The sequence below is a fragment of the Caballeronia sp. SL2Y3 genome (assembly GCF_022879575.1).
GTDB lineage: Bacteria > Pseudomonadota > Gammaproteobacteria > Burkholderiales > Burkholderiaceae > Caballeronia.
In genome coordinates this window covers 1,905,437-1,920,095 of sequence record NZ_CP084260.1, presented here as the reverse complement: position 1 = coordinate 1,920,095, position 14,659 = coordinate 1,905,437, and the positions used below count along the sequence as shown (strand labels likewise).

Sequence of the window (14,659 nt, the reverse complement as noted above, 5' to 3'; positions counted from 1 at the left end):
GGCTTTCCACTAGTGCGGAAAGAAAAAACGCCATCGACCTGAGGTCGATGGCGTTCTGCGTGCTGCATCGCGCGGTCCGGGAGACGGCCGCGCGACCCGGTCAGTGCGCGCTCTTGCCGGTTTCCACCTGCTGCATCGGGGCGGTGTCGAGCGGCGGAAGCGGCTTGCGCTCGCGCGGCACGCGCACCGGCGCCGGTTCCTGCGCGGCGGCGGCACTGGCCGCGCGCAGCTTGTCGGCGTCCGTGTTCACCCAGACGAGGCCGGCGGTGTCGAGCATCGGCTTCAACGCGTCGGTTCCCGTCGACGATGCGGCGGGCGTCGGTTGCGTCGCGGCAGGCTTCACCGGCTCGGACACGACCGGAACCTGCGGCTCTGTCGTCGGTTCGGGCTGCGCCATCGGCGCGGCTTCCGACTGGATCGGCTCGACGGCGGTTGCAGCCGGCGTCGAAGCGATCGCGGCGGTTTTCACCGGCTCGGAGACCACGGGTGCCACGGGTGCTTCGGGCGCCGTTTCCGCGTGGCTCGCAGCTTCGACGGGCTTCGGCTCGTCCACGACCACCGGCGCGAACGGATCGACCGGCTTCGTTTCCGCGACCTTCGACGACGGCCCGAACGGGTTCTCGACGGCCGGTGCCGCCGCGGGCTTCGCGAAGATGTCCGGCGCAGGCTGCGAATCCGCGTTGGCTTCTGCCTTCGCTTCTTCGCTCGCTTGCAACGGCTCGGCTTGCGCGGCCGGCGCTGCTACGGGCGCGGCTTCCTGCGGCTGCGCCTGGCGGCTGTCCGCAACCGGCTCCGACTCGGCTGCAACCGGACGCGTTTCACGGCGTGCGGCGGCTTCCTGCGCGGCTTCGGCGTCGAAGACACCGGCTTGCGCCGACACGCTTTCGGCTGCGCCTTCGGCTTCCGCGACATCGGCGGCGTGGTTCACGGTCATGCCTTCTTCATCGCGATCACGGCGACCGCCACGGCGGCCCCGGCGACGGCGGCGGCGCTCTTCGCCTTCGCGCGCGGCTGCGGCCTGATCGGCGGAGAGGGCATCGACGTCTTGCGGCAAAGCGTCGGCATCGAGCGGCGTGGTGTCCGCGATATCCGATGCGGTCGTCTCACCTTGCGTCAATGCTTCGACGGCGGCTTCCGGCTGCGGCTTGCGGCGCTCAGCGCGTTCGGGGCGCTCGGCACGTTCCGGACGCTCAGCACGCTCCGTCCGTTCGGCGCGTTCGCCACGGTCGGCCCGCTCGCCACGGTCCGGACGCTCGCGGCGTTCGGCACGCTCGGCGGCTTCCGGACGCGGTGCGCGCTCGGCGCCACGGTCCTGGCCGCGATCGCGCGTTTCACGCGGCTCACGAGCCTCACGCGGTTCGCGGGCTTCACGCGGTTCCCGCGTCTCGCGGGGTTCACGCGCCTCGCGCGGTTCCCGGGCTTCGCGCGGCTCCCGGACTTCGCGCAGTTCACGGCCTTCGCGTCCTTCGCGTGCTTCACGCGGCTCGCGGCCTTCACGCGTGCCACGTCCTTCGCGATCTTCGCGACGCGCAGGCTGACGGCTCGCACCGTTGCCGGCTGCCGCCGCGCCATTGGCGGCCGCGCCTTCACGGCCCGCGCCGCCGCGACGATTGCGATTGCGGTCGCCGCCGCCCGTACGTTCGCCGCGCTCGCCGCGTTCCGTACGCTCGCGCTGCGGGCGCGCTGCCGGCTGCGCTTCTACGGGCGCCGGCGCCGGCTTCACTTCAGGCTGAATGCCGAAGAGGTTCTTGATCCACGCGATGAAACCGCCCGTCGCCGGAACCGGGGTCGGTGCGGGCGCGGGCGCGGCCTCGACAGGCGCGGGCTTGACCGGCGCGCTCGGCGCCGGCTTCTCGGGCGTGATGCCCTTGACCGCCGCTTCCTGCTTCGGCTTCACTTCTTCGGCGCGCTTGCTGTAGCCGGTCTCGGATTCGAGTTCGCTCGCCGCTTCGACGGCCATCTTCCACGAGGCGCGCGGGTCGTCCAGACGCGCATCGTCGTGACGCAGGCGCTCCAGCTTGTAATGCGGTGTCTCCAGATGCTTGTTCGGAATCAGAACGACGTTGACCTTGAAGCGCGATTCGATCTTGTTGATTTCCGAGCGCTTTTCGTTCAGCAGGAAGGCGGTCACCTCGACCGGCACCTGGCAATGGATTGCCGCGGTGTTTTCCTTCATCGCTTCTTCCTGAATGATCCGCAGCACTTGCAGCGCGGACGATTCGGTATCGCGGATATGGCCCGTGCCGTTGCAGCGCGGGCAGGTCACGTGGCTGCCTTCGGACAGCGCCGGACGCAGACGCTGACGCGACAGTTCCATCAGACCGAAGCGCGAAATCTTGCCCATTTGCACGCGCGCGCGGTCGTGCTTGAGCGCGTCTTTCAGGCGCTGCTCGACTTCGCGCTGGCTCTTGGCCGACTCCATGTCGATGAAGTCGATCACGATCAGGCCGCCCAGGTCGCGCAGGCGCAACTGGCGCGCGACTTCGTCGGCGGCTTCGAGATTGGTGCGCGTGGCGGTTTCCTCGATATCCGCGCCCTTGGTGGCGCGCGCCGAGTTCACGTCGATGGCGACGAGCGCCTCGGTGTGATCGATCACGATCGCGCCGCCCGAGGGCAGCGGCACCGTGCGCGAGTACGCCGTTTCGATCTGATGCTCGATCTGGAAGCGCGAGAAGAGCGGCACGTCGTCGTGATAGCGCTTCACCTTTTGCAGGTTGTCGGGCATCACGATATCCATGAAGGCGCGCGCCTGGTCATGGATTTCGGTCGTGTCGATGAGGATTTCGCCGATATCCGGCTGGAAGTAGTCGCGAATCGCGCGGATGACGAGGCTCGATTCGAGATAGATGAGCATCGGCTGGCCGGCGACGCCGCTCTGCGACGCGGCTTCGATCGCGCGCCACAGTTGCATCAGGTAGTTCAGGTCCCACTGGAGCTCTTCCGCCGAACGGCCGATACCGGCCGTGCGCGCGATGATGCTCATGCCTTCGGGCAGTTCGAGCTGCGCCATGGTTTCGCGCAGTTCCTGCCGCTCGTCGCCTTCGATTCTGCGCGACACGCCGCCGCCGCGCGGGTTGTTCGGCATCAGCACCAGATAGCGGCCGGCCAGCGAAATGAACGTGGTCAGCGCCGCGCCCTTGTTGCCGCGCTCTTCCTTTTCGACCTGAACGATGAGTTCCTGGCCTTCGCGCAGCGCGTCCTGGATGCGCGCGGAGCGCATCTCGACGCCGTCGCGGAAATACTGGCGGGCGACTTCCTTGAACGGCAGAAAGCCGTGGCGGTCTTCGCCGTAGTTGACGAAGCAGGCTTCGAGCGACGGCTCGATGCGGGTGACGACTCCCTTGTAGATGTTGCCTTTGCGCTGTTCGCGCCCGGCGGTTTCGATGTCGATGTCGATGAGCTTCTGTCCATCGACGATGGCGACGCGCAGTTCTTCTTGCTGCGTCGCATTGAACAGCATGCGTTTCATTGAACGGCTCCAGAGCGGCTTTGACCCTTCCTCGTCTGGCGAATCGGCGCGGATTCGAACATCGGCGCGCGAAGCGGGAGGGCGGGCGTGCCACGCTTTTTGTGTTGTCACAAAAGCACGCCGGAGCGGATTTTAGGCGGGAGAATTGCCGAAAGCTGGCATCGGGCCGACGAATGCGGCGGCCGGGCCAAGGGGCACATGCGACAACGGCAGCGCGCGGAGGCGATGCGGCCCGTGGCAAGGACGAACGGCGGCGCGGGGCTTTCCGCGTCTCGAAGTGGACGCACGGAAAGCCGCAGCGCTCTCAACAGAGCCTTTCCCTCCCGACGGCGTACGCGAAAGGAAGAGCGGTGTCGCGCGAACCGGCGCGATGCTTCGTTACCGATCTTCGTCTTCGCGGACGTGCCGCGCCGGCAGCTGCGGGCTACGTGCTCCCGCCTGCTTGCCGTGTCTCGCCTCGTTGCGGCGTTTTCTTCGCGTCTCGCGCTTCGCAGAAATCAGCGCAGCAGCGAGATGCGTCGCCGTTGTTCGCAAATCGGCGAGCCCCGATGTGCCGTCTTCGCCCCTTGCTCGATGGCAGGGCTGAATCGGGCGGGCAACCGGTTGAACGCCCGGTTGCCATCAGTTCTCGCCGATGAAATTCTTTTTGACCAAAAATCCGTTACCGATCGGCGATCGACCCGACCGAACGCGCCTGTGGGCTCCGTCCCTGCCGGTGATATCGCCGTGCGTGCAACTCGTTGCTCGATTTTCCGGGCGAGCAACCGGCCCTGGGCGCAAGTAAAATAATGGTTTATCGCTTGCACCTGTACAGTCTGATGAATCGCGCCGTAGCTCCTCATGGGTAACTGAGTCGAGTCCGGCCTTTTCAGGCTGCTCGCAAATTATATTCAGAATGAATGAGTTAGGCAAAACATCCCATAAACAAGTTGCAAGCGAGCGCACGTCGATGATCGAAGTCGATGAAACCGCTGCCGGACAGCGCATCGACAACTTCCTTCTGCGCGTCTGCAAGGGCGTGCCCAAGAGCCATATTTACCGGATTCTCCGCAGCGGCGAAGTGCGCGTGAACAAGGGTCGCATCGACGCCGCGTACCGGCTGGAACTGGGCGATGTCGTGCGCGTGCCGCCGATTCGCATCGCGCAGGCCGACGAAGCGCCCGTCTCGTCGAATGCACCTGCCGCCGAATTTCCGATTCTTTTCGAAGACGAGCACCTGATCGTCATCGACAAGCCGTCGGGCGTCGCGGTGCACGGGGGCAGCGGCGTGGCGTTCGGCGTCATCGAGCAACTTCGCAATGCGCGGCCGCAGGCGAAGTTTCTGGAACTGGTGCATCGGCTGGACCGGGAGACGTCCGGCGTGCTCATGCTCGCCAAAAAACGTGCGGCGCTCGTCAATCTGCACGAGCAGATTCGCGAGAATCGCGTGGACAAGCGGTATTACGCGCTCGGACACGGCGACTGGCCGAGCGACTGGGGCCGGCGGCGCATCGTGAAGGCGCCGCTGCATAAATACGTGGCGGCGGACGGCGAGCGGCGCGTGCGCGTTCAGGAAAACGGGCTGGCGTCGCATACGGTGTTCAACTTGATCGAACGCTGGCCGGATTACGCGTGGGTCGAAGCGGAACTCAAGACCGGCCGCACGCACCAGATTCGCGTGCACATGCAGAGCATCGGCCTGCCGATTGCGGGCGACGCGAAATACGGCGACTTCGCGCTGAACAAGGAACTCGCGCGGCCGAGCGCGATGCCTTCGCTCAAGCGCATGTTTTTGCACGCCTATCGGCTGAAAATCACGCATCCCGCGACGGGCGCGCCGCTGCAGTTCGAAGCGCCGCTGCCCGCCGAGTGCAAGCGCTTCATCGAACAACTCAAAAACCGAGAGACATAAATGGCGCGGCAGCAATTCGATCTGATCGTTTTCGACTGGGACGGCACGCTCATGGATTCGACCGTCCATATCACGCGGAGCATTCAGGCGGCGTGCCGCGATCTCGGCTTGCCCGTGCCCGCCGACGAATCCGCGAGCTACGTGATCGGCCTGGGTCTCAAGGACGCGCTGCAAATCTGCGCGCCGACGCTCGACACGAAGGACTATCCGCGCCTCGCGGAGCGGTATCGCTTCCACTTTCTGACGATGGGCCAGCAAACCGAACTCTTCGCGGGCGTGCGCGAGCTGCTGCAGGAATTGCGCGACGAAGGCTATTTTCTGGCGGTGGCGACGGGCAAGAGCCGCGTCGGGCTGAACCGCGCGCTGGATCAGTCGCGCTTGACGAGCGTTTTCGACGGCACGCGCTGCGCCGACGAAACTTTCTCGAAGCCGCACCCCGCGATGCTTCAGGAACTCACGCGCGAACTCGGGCAGGACCTGTCCCGCACGCTGATGATCGGCGACACCACGCACGACCTGCAAATGGCGATCAACGCGGGCGCGGCGGGCGTGGGCGTCGCATACGGCGCGCATCCGGCGAATTCGCTCACCGCGTTGCAGCCGCGTTTTTGCGCGGATAGCGTCGCGTCGCTGGCCGGCTGGCTGCGGGAGCACGCATGAGCGAGCCGACACTGGAAGCGGTGCGCGTCTGCGCATCGGACCAACTGGTCGATGGCGGCGCGGGCGTGCGGCTCGGCGCGCAGGACGCGAGCGGCGAGGCGGTGGTTTTCTTCGTCCGCTACGACGGCAAGCCGTATGGCTACCTGAACCGCTGCGCGCACGTGCCGATGGAACTCGACTGGGCCGAGGGCCAGTTCTTCGAAAGCTCGGGCCTATACTTGATGTGCGCGACGCACGGCGCGATCTACGAGCCCGACACCGGCAAGTGCGTCGGCGGCCCGTGCCGCGGCGCGCGGCTTCGGCCTGTCGCGGTCGAGGAGCGCGAGACGCCGGAAGGCCGCGCGGTGTTCTGGCTCCCCGACGACGCGCTTCGCCCCGCCTGATTCCCCCATTTTTCTTTGACCCGGCTGCACGCCGGAAGACCACGCATGTCCGATAACCTTTCGCCCAACCCGCGCGGCAACGACAACTGGGAACGCGACGCGCTGGAACGCATCGCGCTTGCCGCGATTCGCGAGCAACGCGCGGCGCGCCGCTGGCGCATCTTTTTCCGCTTCGTCTTCCTCGCGGTGCTCGCGCTGATCGCGTGGGGCGTGTTCGATTTCACCGGCGATCACGTCGCCAAGTCCAGCAAGCACACGGCGCTGATCGATCTTCAGGGCGAAATCTCCGCGAACAGCGACGCGAGCGCCGACAACATCGACGGCGCGCTGCAAAGCGCGTTCGAAGACGATGGCACGGCGGGCGTGATCCTGCGCATCAACAGTCCGGGCGGCAGTCCGGTGCAGGCGGGCATCATCAATCGCGAGATTCGCCGGCTACGCGCGAAGTATCCGAAGACGCCGCTCTACGTTGTCGTCGACGACATGTGCGCCTCAGGCGGCTATTACGTCGCGGCGGCGGCGGACCGCATTTACGTGGATCGCGCGAGCATCGTCGGGTCGATCGGCGTGCTGATGGACGGCTTCGGCTTCACCGGCCTGATGGACAAGCTCGGCATCCAGCGGCGCATGCACACGTCGGGCGCGAACAAGGGCGCGTTCGATCCGTTCTCGCCCGAAACGCCGCAGATGACCGCGCACGCGCAGGACATGCTCGACGAGATTCACACGCAGTTCATCGACGCGGTGAAACAGGGACGCGGCAAGCGCCTGAAGGACGATCCGGATCTCTTCTCCGGCATGTTCTGGACGGGCGAGAAGAGCGTGCAACTCGGCTTGGCGGACGGCTTCGGCGACGCGAACTACGTGGCGCGCGAGATCATCAAAGAGCCGGATATCGTCGATTACACGCAAAAGGAAAGCATCAGCGAGCGCGTGGTGCGGCGCTTCGGCGCCTCCGTGGGCGATGCCGCCGTGCGCGCGCTGACGCTCGGCGGCAAGGTGCAGTTGCGCTGATTCGGGCCGCGCTTACGACGCGAGCAGCAGAAAAATGGCCGGGCGCTTGTGCAGGTCCGGCGCGGCGTGCTTTTTCCAGTCCGCCGCCGTGCGCGTGACGATTTTTTCGCCCGGCAGCGTCAGGTCCACGGCCACGCAGATCAGCGTCGAAGGCGCGCAGGCCGCGACGAGCGTGTCGAGCATCGCGCGGTTGCGGTACGGCGTTTCGATGAAAATCTGCGTCTGATTCGCCTTGCGCGACAGCTGTTCGAGCTCGCGCAGGCGCTTGCCGCGTTCCGCGGCATCCACCGGCAGATAGCCGTTGAACGCGAAGCTCTGGCCGTTCATGCCCGAGGCCATCAGCGCGAGCAGAATCGAACTCGGACCGACGAACGGCACCACTTTCACGCCGCGCTCGTGCGCCCGCCGCACCAGCAGCGCGCCGGGATCGGCGACGGCGGGGCAGCCCGCTTCTGAAACGAGGCCCGCGTCGGTGCCCGCGAGGATCGGCGCAAGAAGCCGGTCGAGTTCGGCGCGCGGCGTGTTCACGTTCAGCTCGCGTATCTCGATTTCCTGAATCGGCCGGTCGGTGCCGACTTTCTTCAGAAACGCCCGGGTGGTCTTCGCGTTTTCGCCGATGTAATAACCGAGCGCCGCAGCCTGCGCGCGCACCGGCTCCGGAAGCACGGACGCGAGCGCGGCGGCGTCGCCTTCGCCGAGCGTGTTCGGGATCAAATAGAGAACGCCGCTCATGCCGCCCCCAGAACAGGGAAGCCGGCGGCGCGGAGCATCTTCGTCAGCGCGATGAGCGGCAGGCCGATGAGCGCTGTCGGGTCGTCCGAGTCGATCGCATCCAGGAGCGCGATGCCCAGACCCTCGGATTTGGCGCTTCCCGCGCAGTCGTAAGGCGTTTCGGCGCGCAAGTAGGCTTCGATTTCGGCGTCGGAATAATCGCGAAAGCGCACGCGCGTGACGATGTCGGCGGATTGCACGTCGCCCGTGCGCGTGTCGAAGAGGGCGAGCGCCGAGTGGAATTCGACGCTGCGGCCACGCATCGACCGAAGCTGTTCGACGGCGTTGTCGTGCGTGCCCGGCTTGCCGAGCTGAAGGCCATCGAAGGTCGCGACCTGATCGGAGCCGATCACGAGCGCGCCCGCCGCGTCCGTCATGCGCTCGGCGGCGGCGCGCGCCTTCGCGATCGAAAGCCGCACGGCGGTGATTTCAGGCGTTTCGCCTTCGAGCGGGGTTTCGTCGATATCGGGCGAAACGACGTCGAACGGAAGGCGCAGGCGCTGCAGCAACTCGCGCCGATACGGCGAACTGGACGCCAGCACGAGGCGCGGCGCTTGAGGAATCGACATGTTCAAAACCGGTGAGATGGGTGGATAAGCCACAGACCGCGTGCGCAGCCTTAACTATTTGACTCGAAAGAATAAAGCCTATATGATTTTGGGCTTTTCATCGGCTGTCAGGGCATTGGCGCGGGCGGCAACGCAAATGAGTACGTCCCTGGCGTGCTCTGAGCGGACGGGCAGTGCATACTGAGCGCACGGTGAGCGCACGGAACACCAGCCGGTCGCATGCAAGCCGCACGAAAAAACGCTGCATCGGCCGATGAAAGAATGAACAACCCGGCATAAGGCAGGAGCGCGCATGACTCAGAATCCTGGCAAACCTGCGAGCCTCGCTGATCTGCGCGCGCTCGACCTTTACGATTTCGCCGAGAACAAGCGGCAGGCAGCGGGCGCGTTGCGTACGTCGCAAATGCCGCGCATGTTAGCCGAAGTACCGGCGGACGCGCCAGAGGACGACACGGTCTTCACCTGGCAGGGCGAGGGCTCGACCCAGCCGGAATTGCAGGACGACGGCACGGAAGCGCCGCAGCCGTATCTGCGCCTCGCGGTGCACGGTTCGGTGTGGCTCACGTGCCAGCGCTGTCTTTCGCCGTACTCGCAGCATCTCGACGTCGACGCGACGTATCGGATCGTCGCGACGGAGGAAGAAGCAGACGAGTATCCGCTCGACGAAGATGAAATCGAAGTGATCGTCGGCTCGCGCCAGTTTGATCTCATCGACTTGATCGAAGAAGAGCTGTTGCTGTCCTTGCCGCTCGTGCCGAAGCACAGCGTCTGTCCCGAAGTGCATGAAAGCCTGCTCGCAGGCAGCGCCGAGGACGACGCCGAAGAAGGCGGCGAGGAAGCCGAGAAACCGAATCCGTTTGCCGTTCTGGAAAAGCTCAAGACGAGCGGTCCGGACGACAAGAAGCATTGATGGCGCGGTGCGGCGAGTCTTCGCCGCACGCAATCTCCCGCTTCGAGCGGTGGGCCGGGACGGCCGGAGTTTTCCGCGAACGCGGAGACGGGCCGCCCTGTGTTAGAATTCGCAAAATTTTTCTGGAGTAATCATGGCAGTTCAGCAAAACAAGAAGTCGCCGTCCAAGCGCGGCATGCACCGTTCCCACGACTTCCTCCCGACGGCGCCGCTGGCTGTCGAGCCGAGCACGGGCGAAGCGCATCTGCGTCACCACGTGAGCCCGAACGGCTACTATCGTGGCAAGAAAGTCGTCAAGACGAAGAACGACTAAGCGTTCGTTCTCTGCTTTGCCGCGTGCGCATCGCCGTCTTGCGGTGGCTCGCGCCTGGCACGCTGTTGACACTTTCCCGGTACGACAAGAAGGCGGCATTTCACTGCCGCTTTTTTGTGCCTGAAATTCGTCGCTTTCCATGACCGTAAAGATAACCATTGACTGCATGGGAGGCGACCACGGTCCGGCCGTGACCGTTCCCGCCGCTGTCAATTTCGTGCGCTCGCATCCCGACGCGCACCTGATGCTCGTCGGCATCGAACAGGCGATCCGCGCCCAGCTGAAAAAGTCGAAGGCGCTCGACGAGCCGCGCCTGGCCGTCGTTCCAGCAACCGAAGTCGTCGCCATGGACGACCCGGTCGAAGTCGCGCTGCGCAAGAAAAAAGATTCGTCGATGCGCGTGGCGCTCAACCTCGTGAAAGAAGGCGAGGCGCAGACCTGCATTTCCGCGGGCAATACCGGCGCGCTCATGGCCGTGTCGCGCTACGTGCTCAAGACGCTCGCCGGCATCGAGCGGCCGGCCATCGCCTTTGCGATGCCGAGCCAGAAGGGCTATACGACCGTGCTGGATCTCGGCGCGAACGTCGATTGCGAGCCCGAGCATCTGCTGCAGTTCGCCGAAATGGGCCACGCGCTCGTGTCCGCGATCGAAGGCCGCGAGCGGCCGACCATCGGGCTGCTCAACATCGGTGAAGAAGTCATCAAGGGCAACGAAACGATCAAGCGCGCGGGCGAGCTGCTGCGCGCGAGCACGCTCAACTTCTACGGCAACGTGGAAGGCAACGACATCTACAAAGGCACGACCGATGTCGTCGTCTGCGACGGCTTCGTCGGCAATGTCGCGCTGAAAACGTCGGAAGGGCTCGCCAAGATGCTCTCCGACATGATCAAGGAAGAGTTCACGCGCTCGCTTTCGAGCAAGCTGATGGCGCTCGTCGCCATGCCGGTGCTCAAGCGGTTCAGAAAGCGCGTCGATCCGGCGCAATACAACGGCGCGGCGCTCCTCGGCCTGCGCGGGCTCGTGATCAAAAGTCACGGCTCGGCGGAAGCGTACGGTTTTGAGTGGGCGATCAAACGCGGGTATGATGCCGTCAAAAATGGCGTGCTCGAACGCCTCGTGCGCGCGATGGAGGAAAATGCGCTGTCCGCGCAAGATGCGGGCGCGAGCGCCCCGGCTGCCGATGCGCCCGCCGACGCGCTCGCGCTTCAGCCGCATTCCTCGCCCAACCCCTCGCCTAACCCGCCGGACGCGTCCGGCACCGCGCAACACACGAAGGCATAATGGCTCAATCCAATCTCTACGCTCGCGTGCTCGGCACTGGCAGCTATCTGCCCTCCGAGCGCATCACGAATCAGGCATTGGCGGACCGTCTCTCGCAGCAAGGCGTCGAGACGAGCGACGAATGGATCGTCGCGCGCACGGGCATTCACGCGCGGCACTTTGCGGCTCCCGATCAGACCACGAGCGATCTCGCGCTCATCGCTTCGCAAAAGGCCATCGCGGCGGCGGGCATCGATCCGCAGTCGATCGACCTCATCATCGTCGCCACGTCGACGCCCGACTTCGTGTTTCCGAGCACCGCGTGCCTCTTGCAAAACAAGCTGGGCATCAAGAACAACGGCGCGGCGTTCGACGTGCAGGCCGTGTGCTCGGGCTTCGCGTACGGCATGGCGACGGCGGACAGCTTCATTCGTAGCGGCATGCATCGCACGGCGCTCGTCGTCGGCGCGGAGACCTTCTCGCGCATTCTCGACTTCAAGGACCGCACGACCTGCGTGCTGTTCGGCGACGGCGCGGGCGCGGTCGTGCTTCAGGCGTCCGAAGAGCCGGGCGTGCTCGCGAGCGCGCTCCACGCGGACGGCAGCTACGCGGACATTCTTTGCACGCCGGGCAACGTGAACGGCGGCGTCGTGAGCGGCAGCGCGTTCCTGCACATGGACGGCCAGGCGGTGTTCAAGCTCGCCGTCAACGTGTTGGAAAAGGTCGCGATCGAAGCCCTGCAGAAGGCGCATCTCACGCCGCAGGAAATCGACTGGCTCATTCCGCATCAGGCGAACATCCGCATCATGCAGAGCACCTGCCGCAAGCTGCACTTGCCGCAGGAACGCATGGTGGTGACGGTCGGCGACCACGGCAATACCTCGGCGGCGTCGATTCCGCTCGCGCTCGACGTCGCGGTGCGCGACGGCCGCATCAAGCGCGGACAGAACGTGCTGATCGAAGGCGTCGGCGGCGGCTTCACGTGGGGCGCATCGGTCTTCCGCTACTGATTCTTTCATCCGTCTCCCTCCATTAATCTGCAACTGATCCGCTGCCGATGAAGCTGCGCGCCGCGTGCGCAACCGGCGCCGCCGCGTACGCCCTCGACGCACAAGCGGATCATTCCAATCCAACGAGGACGATATGAAATTTGCGTTCGTTTTCCCGGGCCAAGGCTCGCAATCGATCGGTATGCTCAACGCATTCGCCGATCACGCCGTGGTGCGCGAGACGGTGCAGCAGGCATCGGATGCGCTCGGGCAAGATCTCGCCAAGCTGATCGCCGAAGGCCCGGCCGAAGAGCTCAATCTGACGACGAACACTCAGCCGGTCATGCTCACGGCGGCGTACGCCATCTACCGCGTGTGGAAAAAGGAAACCGGCCTTACGCCCGCGCTGGTCGCGGGTCACAGCCTCGGCGAATACACGGCGCTGGTCGCGGCCGGCGCGCTCGCATTCGCGGACGCCGTGCCGCTCGTGCGCTTTCGCGCGCAGGCGATGCAAAGCGCGGTGCCGGTCGGCGAGGGCGGCATGGCGGCGATTCTCGGTCTCGACGACGACACCGTGCGCGCGGTGTGCGCAGAGAGCGCGTCCGCGGGCGTCGTGGAAGCGGTGAACTTCAATGCGCCGTCGCAAGTGGTGATCGCGGGCGCAAAGGCGGCGGTCGAAAAGGCCTGCGAAGTGGCCAAGGCGAAGGGCGCAAAGCGCGCGTTGCCGCTGCCGGTTTCCGCGCCGTTCCACTCGTCGCTGCTGAAGCCCGCATCGGACCAATTGCGCGACTATCTCGCGAATGTCCGCATCGAGCCGCCGCGTATTCCGCTGATCAATAACATCGACGTCGCGAAGGTCTCGGACCCCGCCGCGATCAAGGACGCGCTCGTGCGTCAGGCCGCGGGTCCCGTGCGCTGGGTCGAGTGCGTGCAGGCGATGGCGCGCGAGGGCGTCACGCATGTGATCGAATGCGGTCCGGGCAAAGTGCTCGCGGGGCTCACCAAGCGAATCGACGGCAATCTGGTCGGCGGCGCGGTGTTCGACCCCGCCTCGCTCGAGGAAACGCGCAAACTGATCGCTGGATAAGAGGCAACGACATGAACTTGGACAATCAGGTAGCTATCGTCACCGGCGCGTCGCGCGGCATCGGGCGCGCCATCGCGCTCGAACTCGCTCGTCAGGGCGCGACCGTCATCGGCACGGCCACGAGCGAAAGCGGCGCGGCAGGCATCAGCGAAGCGCTGGCGCAGGCGGGCGGCAAGGGCCGCGGCGCGGTGCTGAACGTGAACGACGCCGCAGCGGCCGACGCGTTCATCGATGCCACCGTGAAGGAGTTCGGCGGCCTCAACGTGCTCGTGAACAACGCGGGCATCACGAAAGATCAGCTCGCCATGCGCATGAAGGACGACGAATTCGACGCCGTCATCGACACGAACCTGCGTGCGGTGTTCCGCCTGTCGCGCGCCGTGCTGCGCCCGATGATGAAAGCGCGCGGCGGCCGCATCATCAACATCACGTCGGTGGTGGGCTCGTCGGGCAATCCCGGTCAGGCGAACTACGCGGCGGCGAAGGCCGGCGTCGCGGGCATGACGCGGGCGCTGGCACGCGAGATCGGCAGCCGCGGCATTACCGTGAACTGCATCGCGCCGGGCTTCATCGACACGGACATGACGAAGGTTTTGCCGGAAGAGCAGCGCACCGCGCTGACGGCGCAGATTCCGCTCGGCCGGCTCGGCAGTCCCGAAGACATCGCCCATGCGGTGGCGTTCCTGGCGTCGCCGTTTGCCGGCTACATCACGGGCACGACGCTGCACGTGAACGGCGGCATGTACATGTAATAGGCATTTCGCCAAATATCGCTTAATATCCGCGCGGCACACGGGCGCGCAAAATGCTCTTACCAGCATGCGCGCACCGTACAGCGCGGCAGCAACGAACGATGCAGGCCGTCGGCTCGCGCCTTGATGACGCGCAGCAGGCGGCGAAGCATGGAACTGACGCGCCGTATTTTGCGGGTACAAACCTGATAAAATGCGCGCACTCGTATTTTTGAACTTTTATTCCCTCGGAGGGCTGCATGGACAACATCGAACAGCGCGTGAAGAAGATCGTCGCCGAACAACTGGGCGTGGCGGAAGCCGAAATCAAGAACGAAGCGTCGTTCGTGAACGATCTGGGCGCTGACTCGCTCGACACGGTGGAACTGGTGATGGCGCTGGAAGACGAGTTCGGCATGGAAATCCCCGATGAAGAAGCCGAGAAGATCACCACGGTTCAGCAAGCGATCGACTACGCTCGCGCCAACGTCAAGGCCTAAGGCCGCACGCGCCAGCGACCCGTCGCTCTTCGAGCTTGAAGCATCGTCGCTGCAAAGACCGATTTAACAGCCACAGGGCACACAGGGCGGTTTCCTGTGGCCGCTGTGGCT

The 14,659-nt window shown here is 65.3% G+C and carries 14 protein-coding genes; 11 read left to right on the top strand and 3 right to left on the bottom strand.

Going from position 1 to position 14,659, the window contains the following annotated elements; all coding sequences use genetic code 11:
• Positions 1–100: 100 nt before the first annotated feature.
• The gene (locus LDZ26_RS09055) at positions 101–3,469 is read right to left on the bottom strand and encodes an Rne/Rng family ribonuclease (RefSeq protein WP_244846928.1); all 3,369 of its coding nucleotides are present in this window, start codon (positions 3,467–3,469) and stop codon (positions 101–103) included.
• Between the two features lie 895 nt (positions 3,470–4,364).
• On the opposite strand from LDZ26_RS09055, the gene LDZ26_RS09050 reads away from it, so the two are divergent.
• Genes LDZ26_RS09050 through LDZ26_RS09035 form a run of 4 tightly spaced genes read left to right on the top strand, consistent with a single transcriptional unit; the run spans position 4,365 to position 7,417 of the window.
• Positions 4,365–5,360 (top strand): RluA family pseudouridine synthase, encoded by a 996-nt coding sequence (locus LDZ26_RS09050; RefSeq protein WP_244846927.1) that lies wholly within the window; start codon positions 4,365–4,367, stop codon positions 5,358–5,360.
• Positions 5,361–6,020: an HAD-IA family hydrolase gene (locus tag LDZ26_RS09045; protein ID WP_206466723.1), complete on the top strand. Its 660-nt coding sequence runs from the start codon at positions 5,361–5,363 to the stop codon at positions 6,018–6,020.
• The gene (locus LDZ26_RS09040; RefSeq protein ID WP_244846926.1) at positions 6,017–6,403 is read left to right on the top strand and encodes a Rieske 2Fe-2S domain-containing protein; all 387 of its coding nucleotides are present in this window, start codon (positions 6,017–6,019) and stop codon (positions 6,401–6,403) included. The genes LDZ26_RS09045 and LDZ26_RS09040 overlap by 4 nt, the downstream gene beginning before the upstream one ends.
• Positions 6,404–6,448: 45 nt before the next feature.
• Positions 6,449–7,417 carry a S49 family peptidase gene (locus LDZ26_RS09035; RefSeq protein ID WP_244846925.1) on the top strand — a complete coding sequence of 323 codons (969 nt, stop codon included), beginning with the start codon at positions 6,449–6,451 and terminating at the stop codon, positions 7,415–7,417.
• Positions 7,418–7,429: 12 nt separating this feature from the next.
• Here the strand turns inward: LDZ26_RS09035 and LDZ26_RS09030 are convergent, their stop codons facing one another.
• On the bottom strand, positions 7,430–8,149 hold the full coding sequence (locus tag LDZ26_RS09030) for an SAM-dependent methyltransferase (protein ID WP_244846924.1): 720 nt from the start codon (positions 8,147–8,149) through the stop codon (positions 7,430–7,432).
• Positions 8,146–8,757, bottom strand: coding sequence for a Maf-like protein (locus LDZ26_RS09025; RefSeq protein ID WP_244846923.1), 612 nt, complete (start codon positions 8,755–8,757; stop codon positions 8,146–8,148). Before LDZ26_RS09025 ends, LDZ26_RS09030 begins: the two co-directional genes overlap by 4 nt.
• Before the next feature lie 292 nt (positions 8,758–9,049).
• Between LDZ26_RS09025 and LDZ26_RS09020 the strand changes: the two genes are divergently transcribed.
• The 7 genes from LDZ26_RS09020 (at position 9,050) to acpP (ending at position 14,548) form a co-directional block, all read left to right on the top strand.
• Positions 9,050–9,667 (top strand): DUF177 domain-containing protein, encoded by a 618-nt coding sequence (locus LDZ26_RS09020; RefSeq protein WP_244846922.1) that lies wholly within the window; start codon positions 9,050–9,052, stop codon positions 9,665–9,667.
• Between the two features lie 133 nt (positions 9,668–9,800).
• The gene (rpmF, locus tag LDZ26_RS09015) at positions 9,801–9,980 is read left to right on the top strand and encodes a 50S ribosomal protein L32 (RefSeq protein WP_159836666.1); all 180 of its coding nucleotides are present in this window, start codon (positions 9,801–9,803) and stop codon (positions 9,978–9,980) included.
• A 139-nt stretch (positions 9,981–10,119) separates the two neighbouring features.
• Positions 10,120–11,262: a phosphate acyltransferase PlsX gene (plsX, locus tag LDZ26_RS09010; RefSeq protein WP_244846921.1), complete on the top strand. Its 1,143-nt coding sequence runs from the start codon at positions 10,120–10,122 to the stop codon at positions 11,260–11,262.
• Positions 11,262–12,251, top strand: a complete 990-nt coding sequence (locus LDZ26_RS09005; protein WP_175944475.1) for a beta-ketoacyl-ACP synthase III — start codon at positions 11,262–11,264, stop codon at positions 12,249–12,251. The genes plsX and LDZ26_RS09005 overlap by 1 nt, the downstream gene beginning before the upstream one ends.
• A gap of 133 nt (positions 12,252–12,384) precedes the next feature.
• On the top strand, positions 12,385–13,317 hold the full coding sequence (gene fabD / locus LDZ26_RS09000; RefSeq protein ID WP_244846920.1) for an ACP S-malonyltransferase: 933 nt from the start codon (positions 12,385–12,387) through the stop codon (positions 13,315–13,317).
• Positions 13,318–13,328: 11 nt separating this feature from the next.
• Positions 13,329–14,069 carry a 3-oxoacyl-ACP reductase FabG gene (fabG, locus tag LDZ26_RS08995; protein WP_244846919.1) on the top strand — a complete coding sequence of 247 codons (741 nt, stop codon included), beginning with the start codon at positions 13,329–13,331 and terminating at the stop codon, positions 14,067–14,069.
• 239 nt (positions 14,070–14,308) lie between these two features.
• A complete protein-coding gene (acpP, locus tag LDZ26_RS08990) occupies positions 14,309–14,548 on the top strand; it encodes an acyl carrier protein (RefSeq protein ID WP_004197638.1) in 240 nt (79 codons plus the stop codon).
• The last annotated feature ends 111 nt before the right edge of the window (positions 14,549–14,659 follow it).

Bases quoted from the DNA above. Each gene is read 5' to 3' on its own strand.
- LDZ26_RS09055 (WP_244846928.1), bottom strand. From the start codon at position 3,469: ATGAAACGCATGCTGTTCAATGCGACGCAGCAAGAAGAACTGCGCGTC.
- LDZ26_RS09050 (WP_244846927.1), top strand. From the start codon at position 4,365: ATGAATGAGTTAGGCAAAACATCCCATAAACAAGTTGCAAGCGAGCGC.
- LDZ26_RS09045 (WP_206466723.1), top strand. From the start codon at position 5,361: ATGGCGCGGCAGCAATTCGATCTGATCGTTTTCGACTGGGACGGCACG.
- LDZ26_RS09040 (WP_244846926.1), top strand. From the start codon at position 6,017: ATGAGCGAGCCGACACTGGAAGCGGTGCGCGTCTGCGCATCGGACCAA.
- LDZ26_RS09035 (WP_244846925.1), top strand. From the start codon at position 6,449: ATGTCCGATAACCTTTCGCCCAACCCGCGCGGCAACGACAACTGGGAA.
- LDZ26_RS09030 (WP_244846924.1), bottom strand. From the start codon at position 8,149: ATGAGCGGCGTTCTCTATTTGATCCCGAACACGCTCGGCGAAGGCGAC.
- LDZ26_RS09025 (WP_244846923.1), bottom strand. From the start codon at position 8,757: ATGTCGATTCCTCAAGCGCCGCGCCTCGTGCTGGCGTCCAGTTCGCCG.
- LDZ26_RS09020 (WP_244846922.1), top strand. From the start codon at position 9,050: ATGACTCAGAATCCTGGCAAACCTGCGAGCCTCGCTGATCTGCGCGCG.
- rpmF (WP_159836666.1), top strand. From the start codon at position 9,801: ATGGCAGTTCAGCAAAACAAGAAGTCGCCGTCCAAGCGCGGCATGCAC.
- plsX (WP_244846921.1), top strand. From the start codon at position 10,120: ATGACCGTAAAGATAACCATTGACTGCATGGGAGGCGACCACGGTCCG.
- LDZ26_RS09005 (WP_175944475.1), top strand. From the start codon at position 11,262: ATGGCTCAATCCAATCTCTACGCTCGCGTGCTCGGCACTGGCAGCTAT.
- fabD (WP_244846920.1), top strand. From the start codon at position 12,385: ATGAAATTTGCGTTCGTTTTCCCGGGCCAAGGCTCGCAATCGATCGGT.
- fabG (WP_244846919.1), top strand. From the start codon at position 13,329: ATGAACTTGGACAATCAGGTAGCTATCGTCACCGGCGCGTCGCGCGGC.
- acpP (WP_004197638.1), top strand. From the start codon at position 14,309: ATGGACAACATCGAACAGCGCGTGAAGAAGATCGTCGCCGAACAACTG.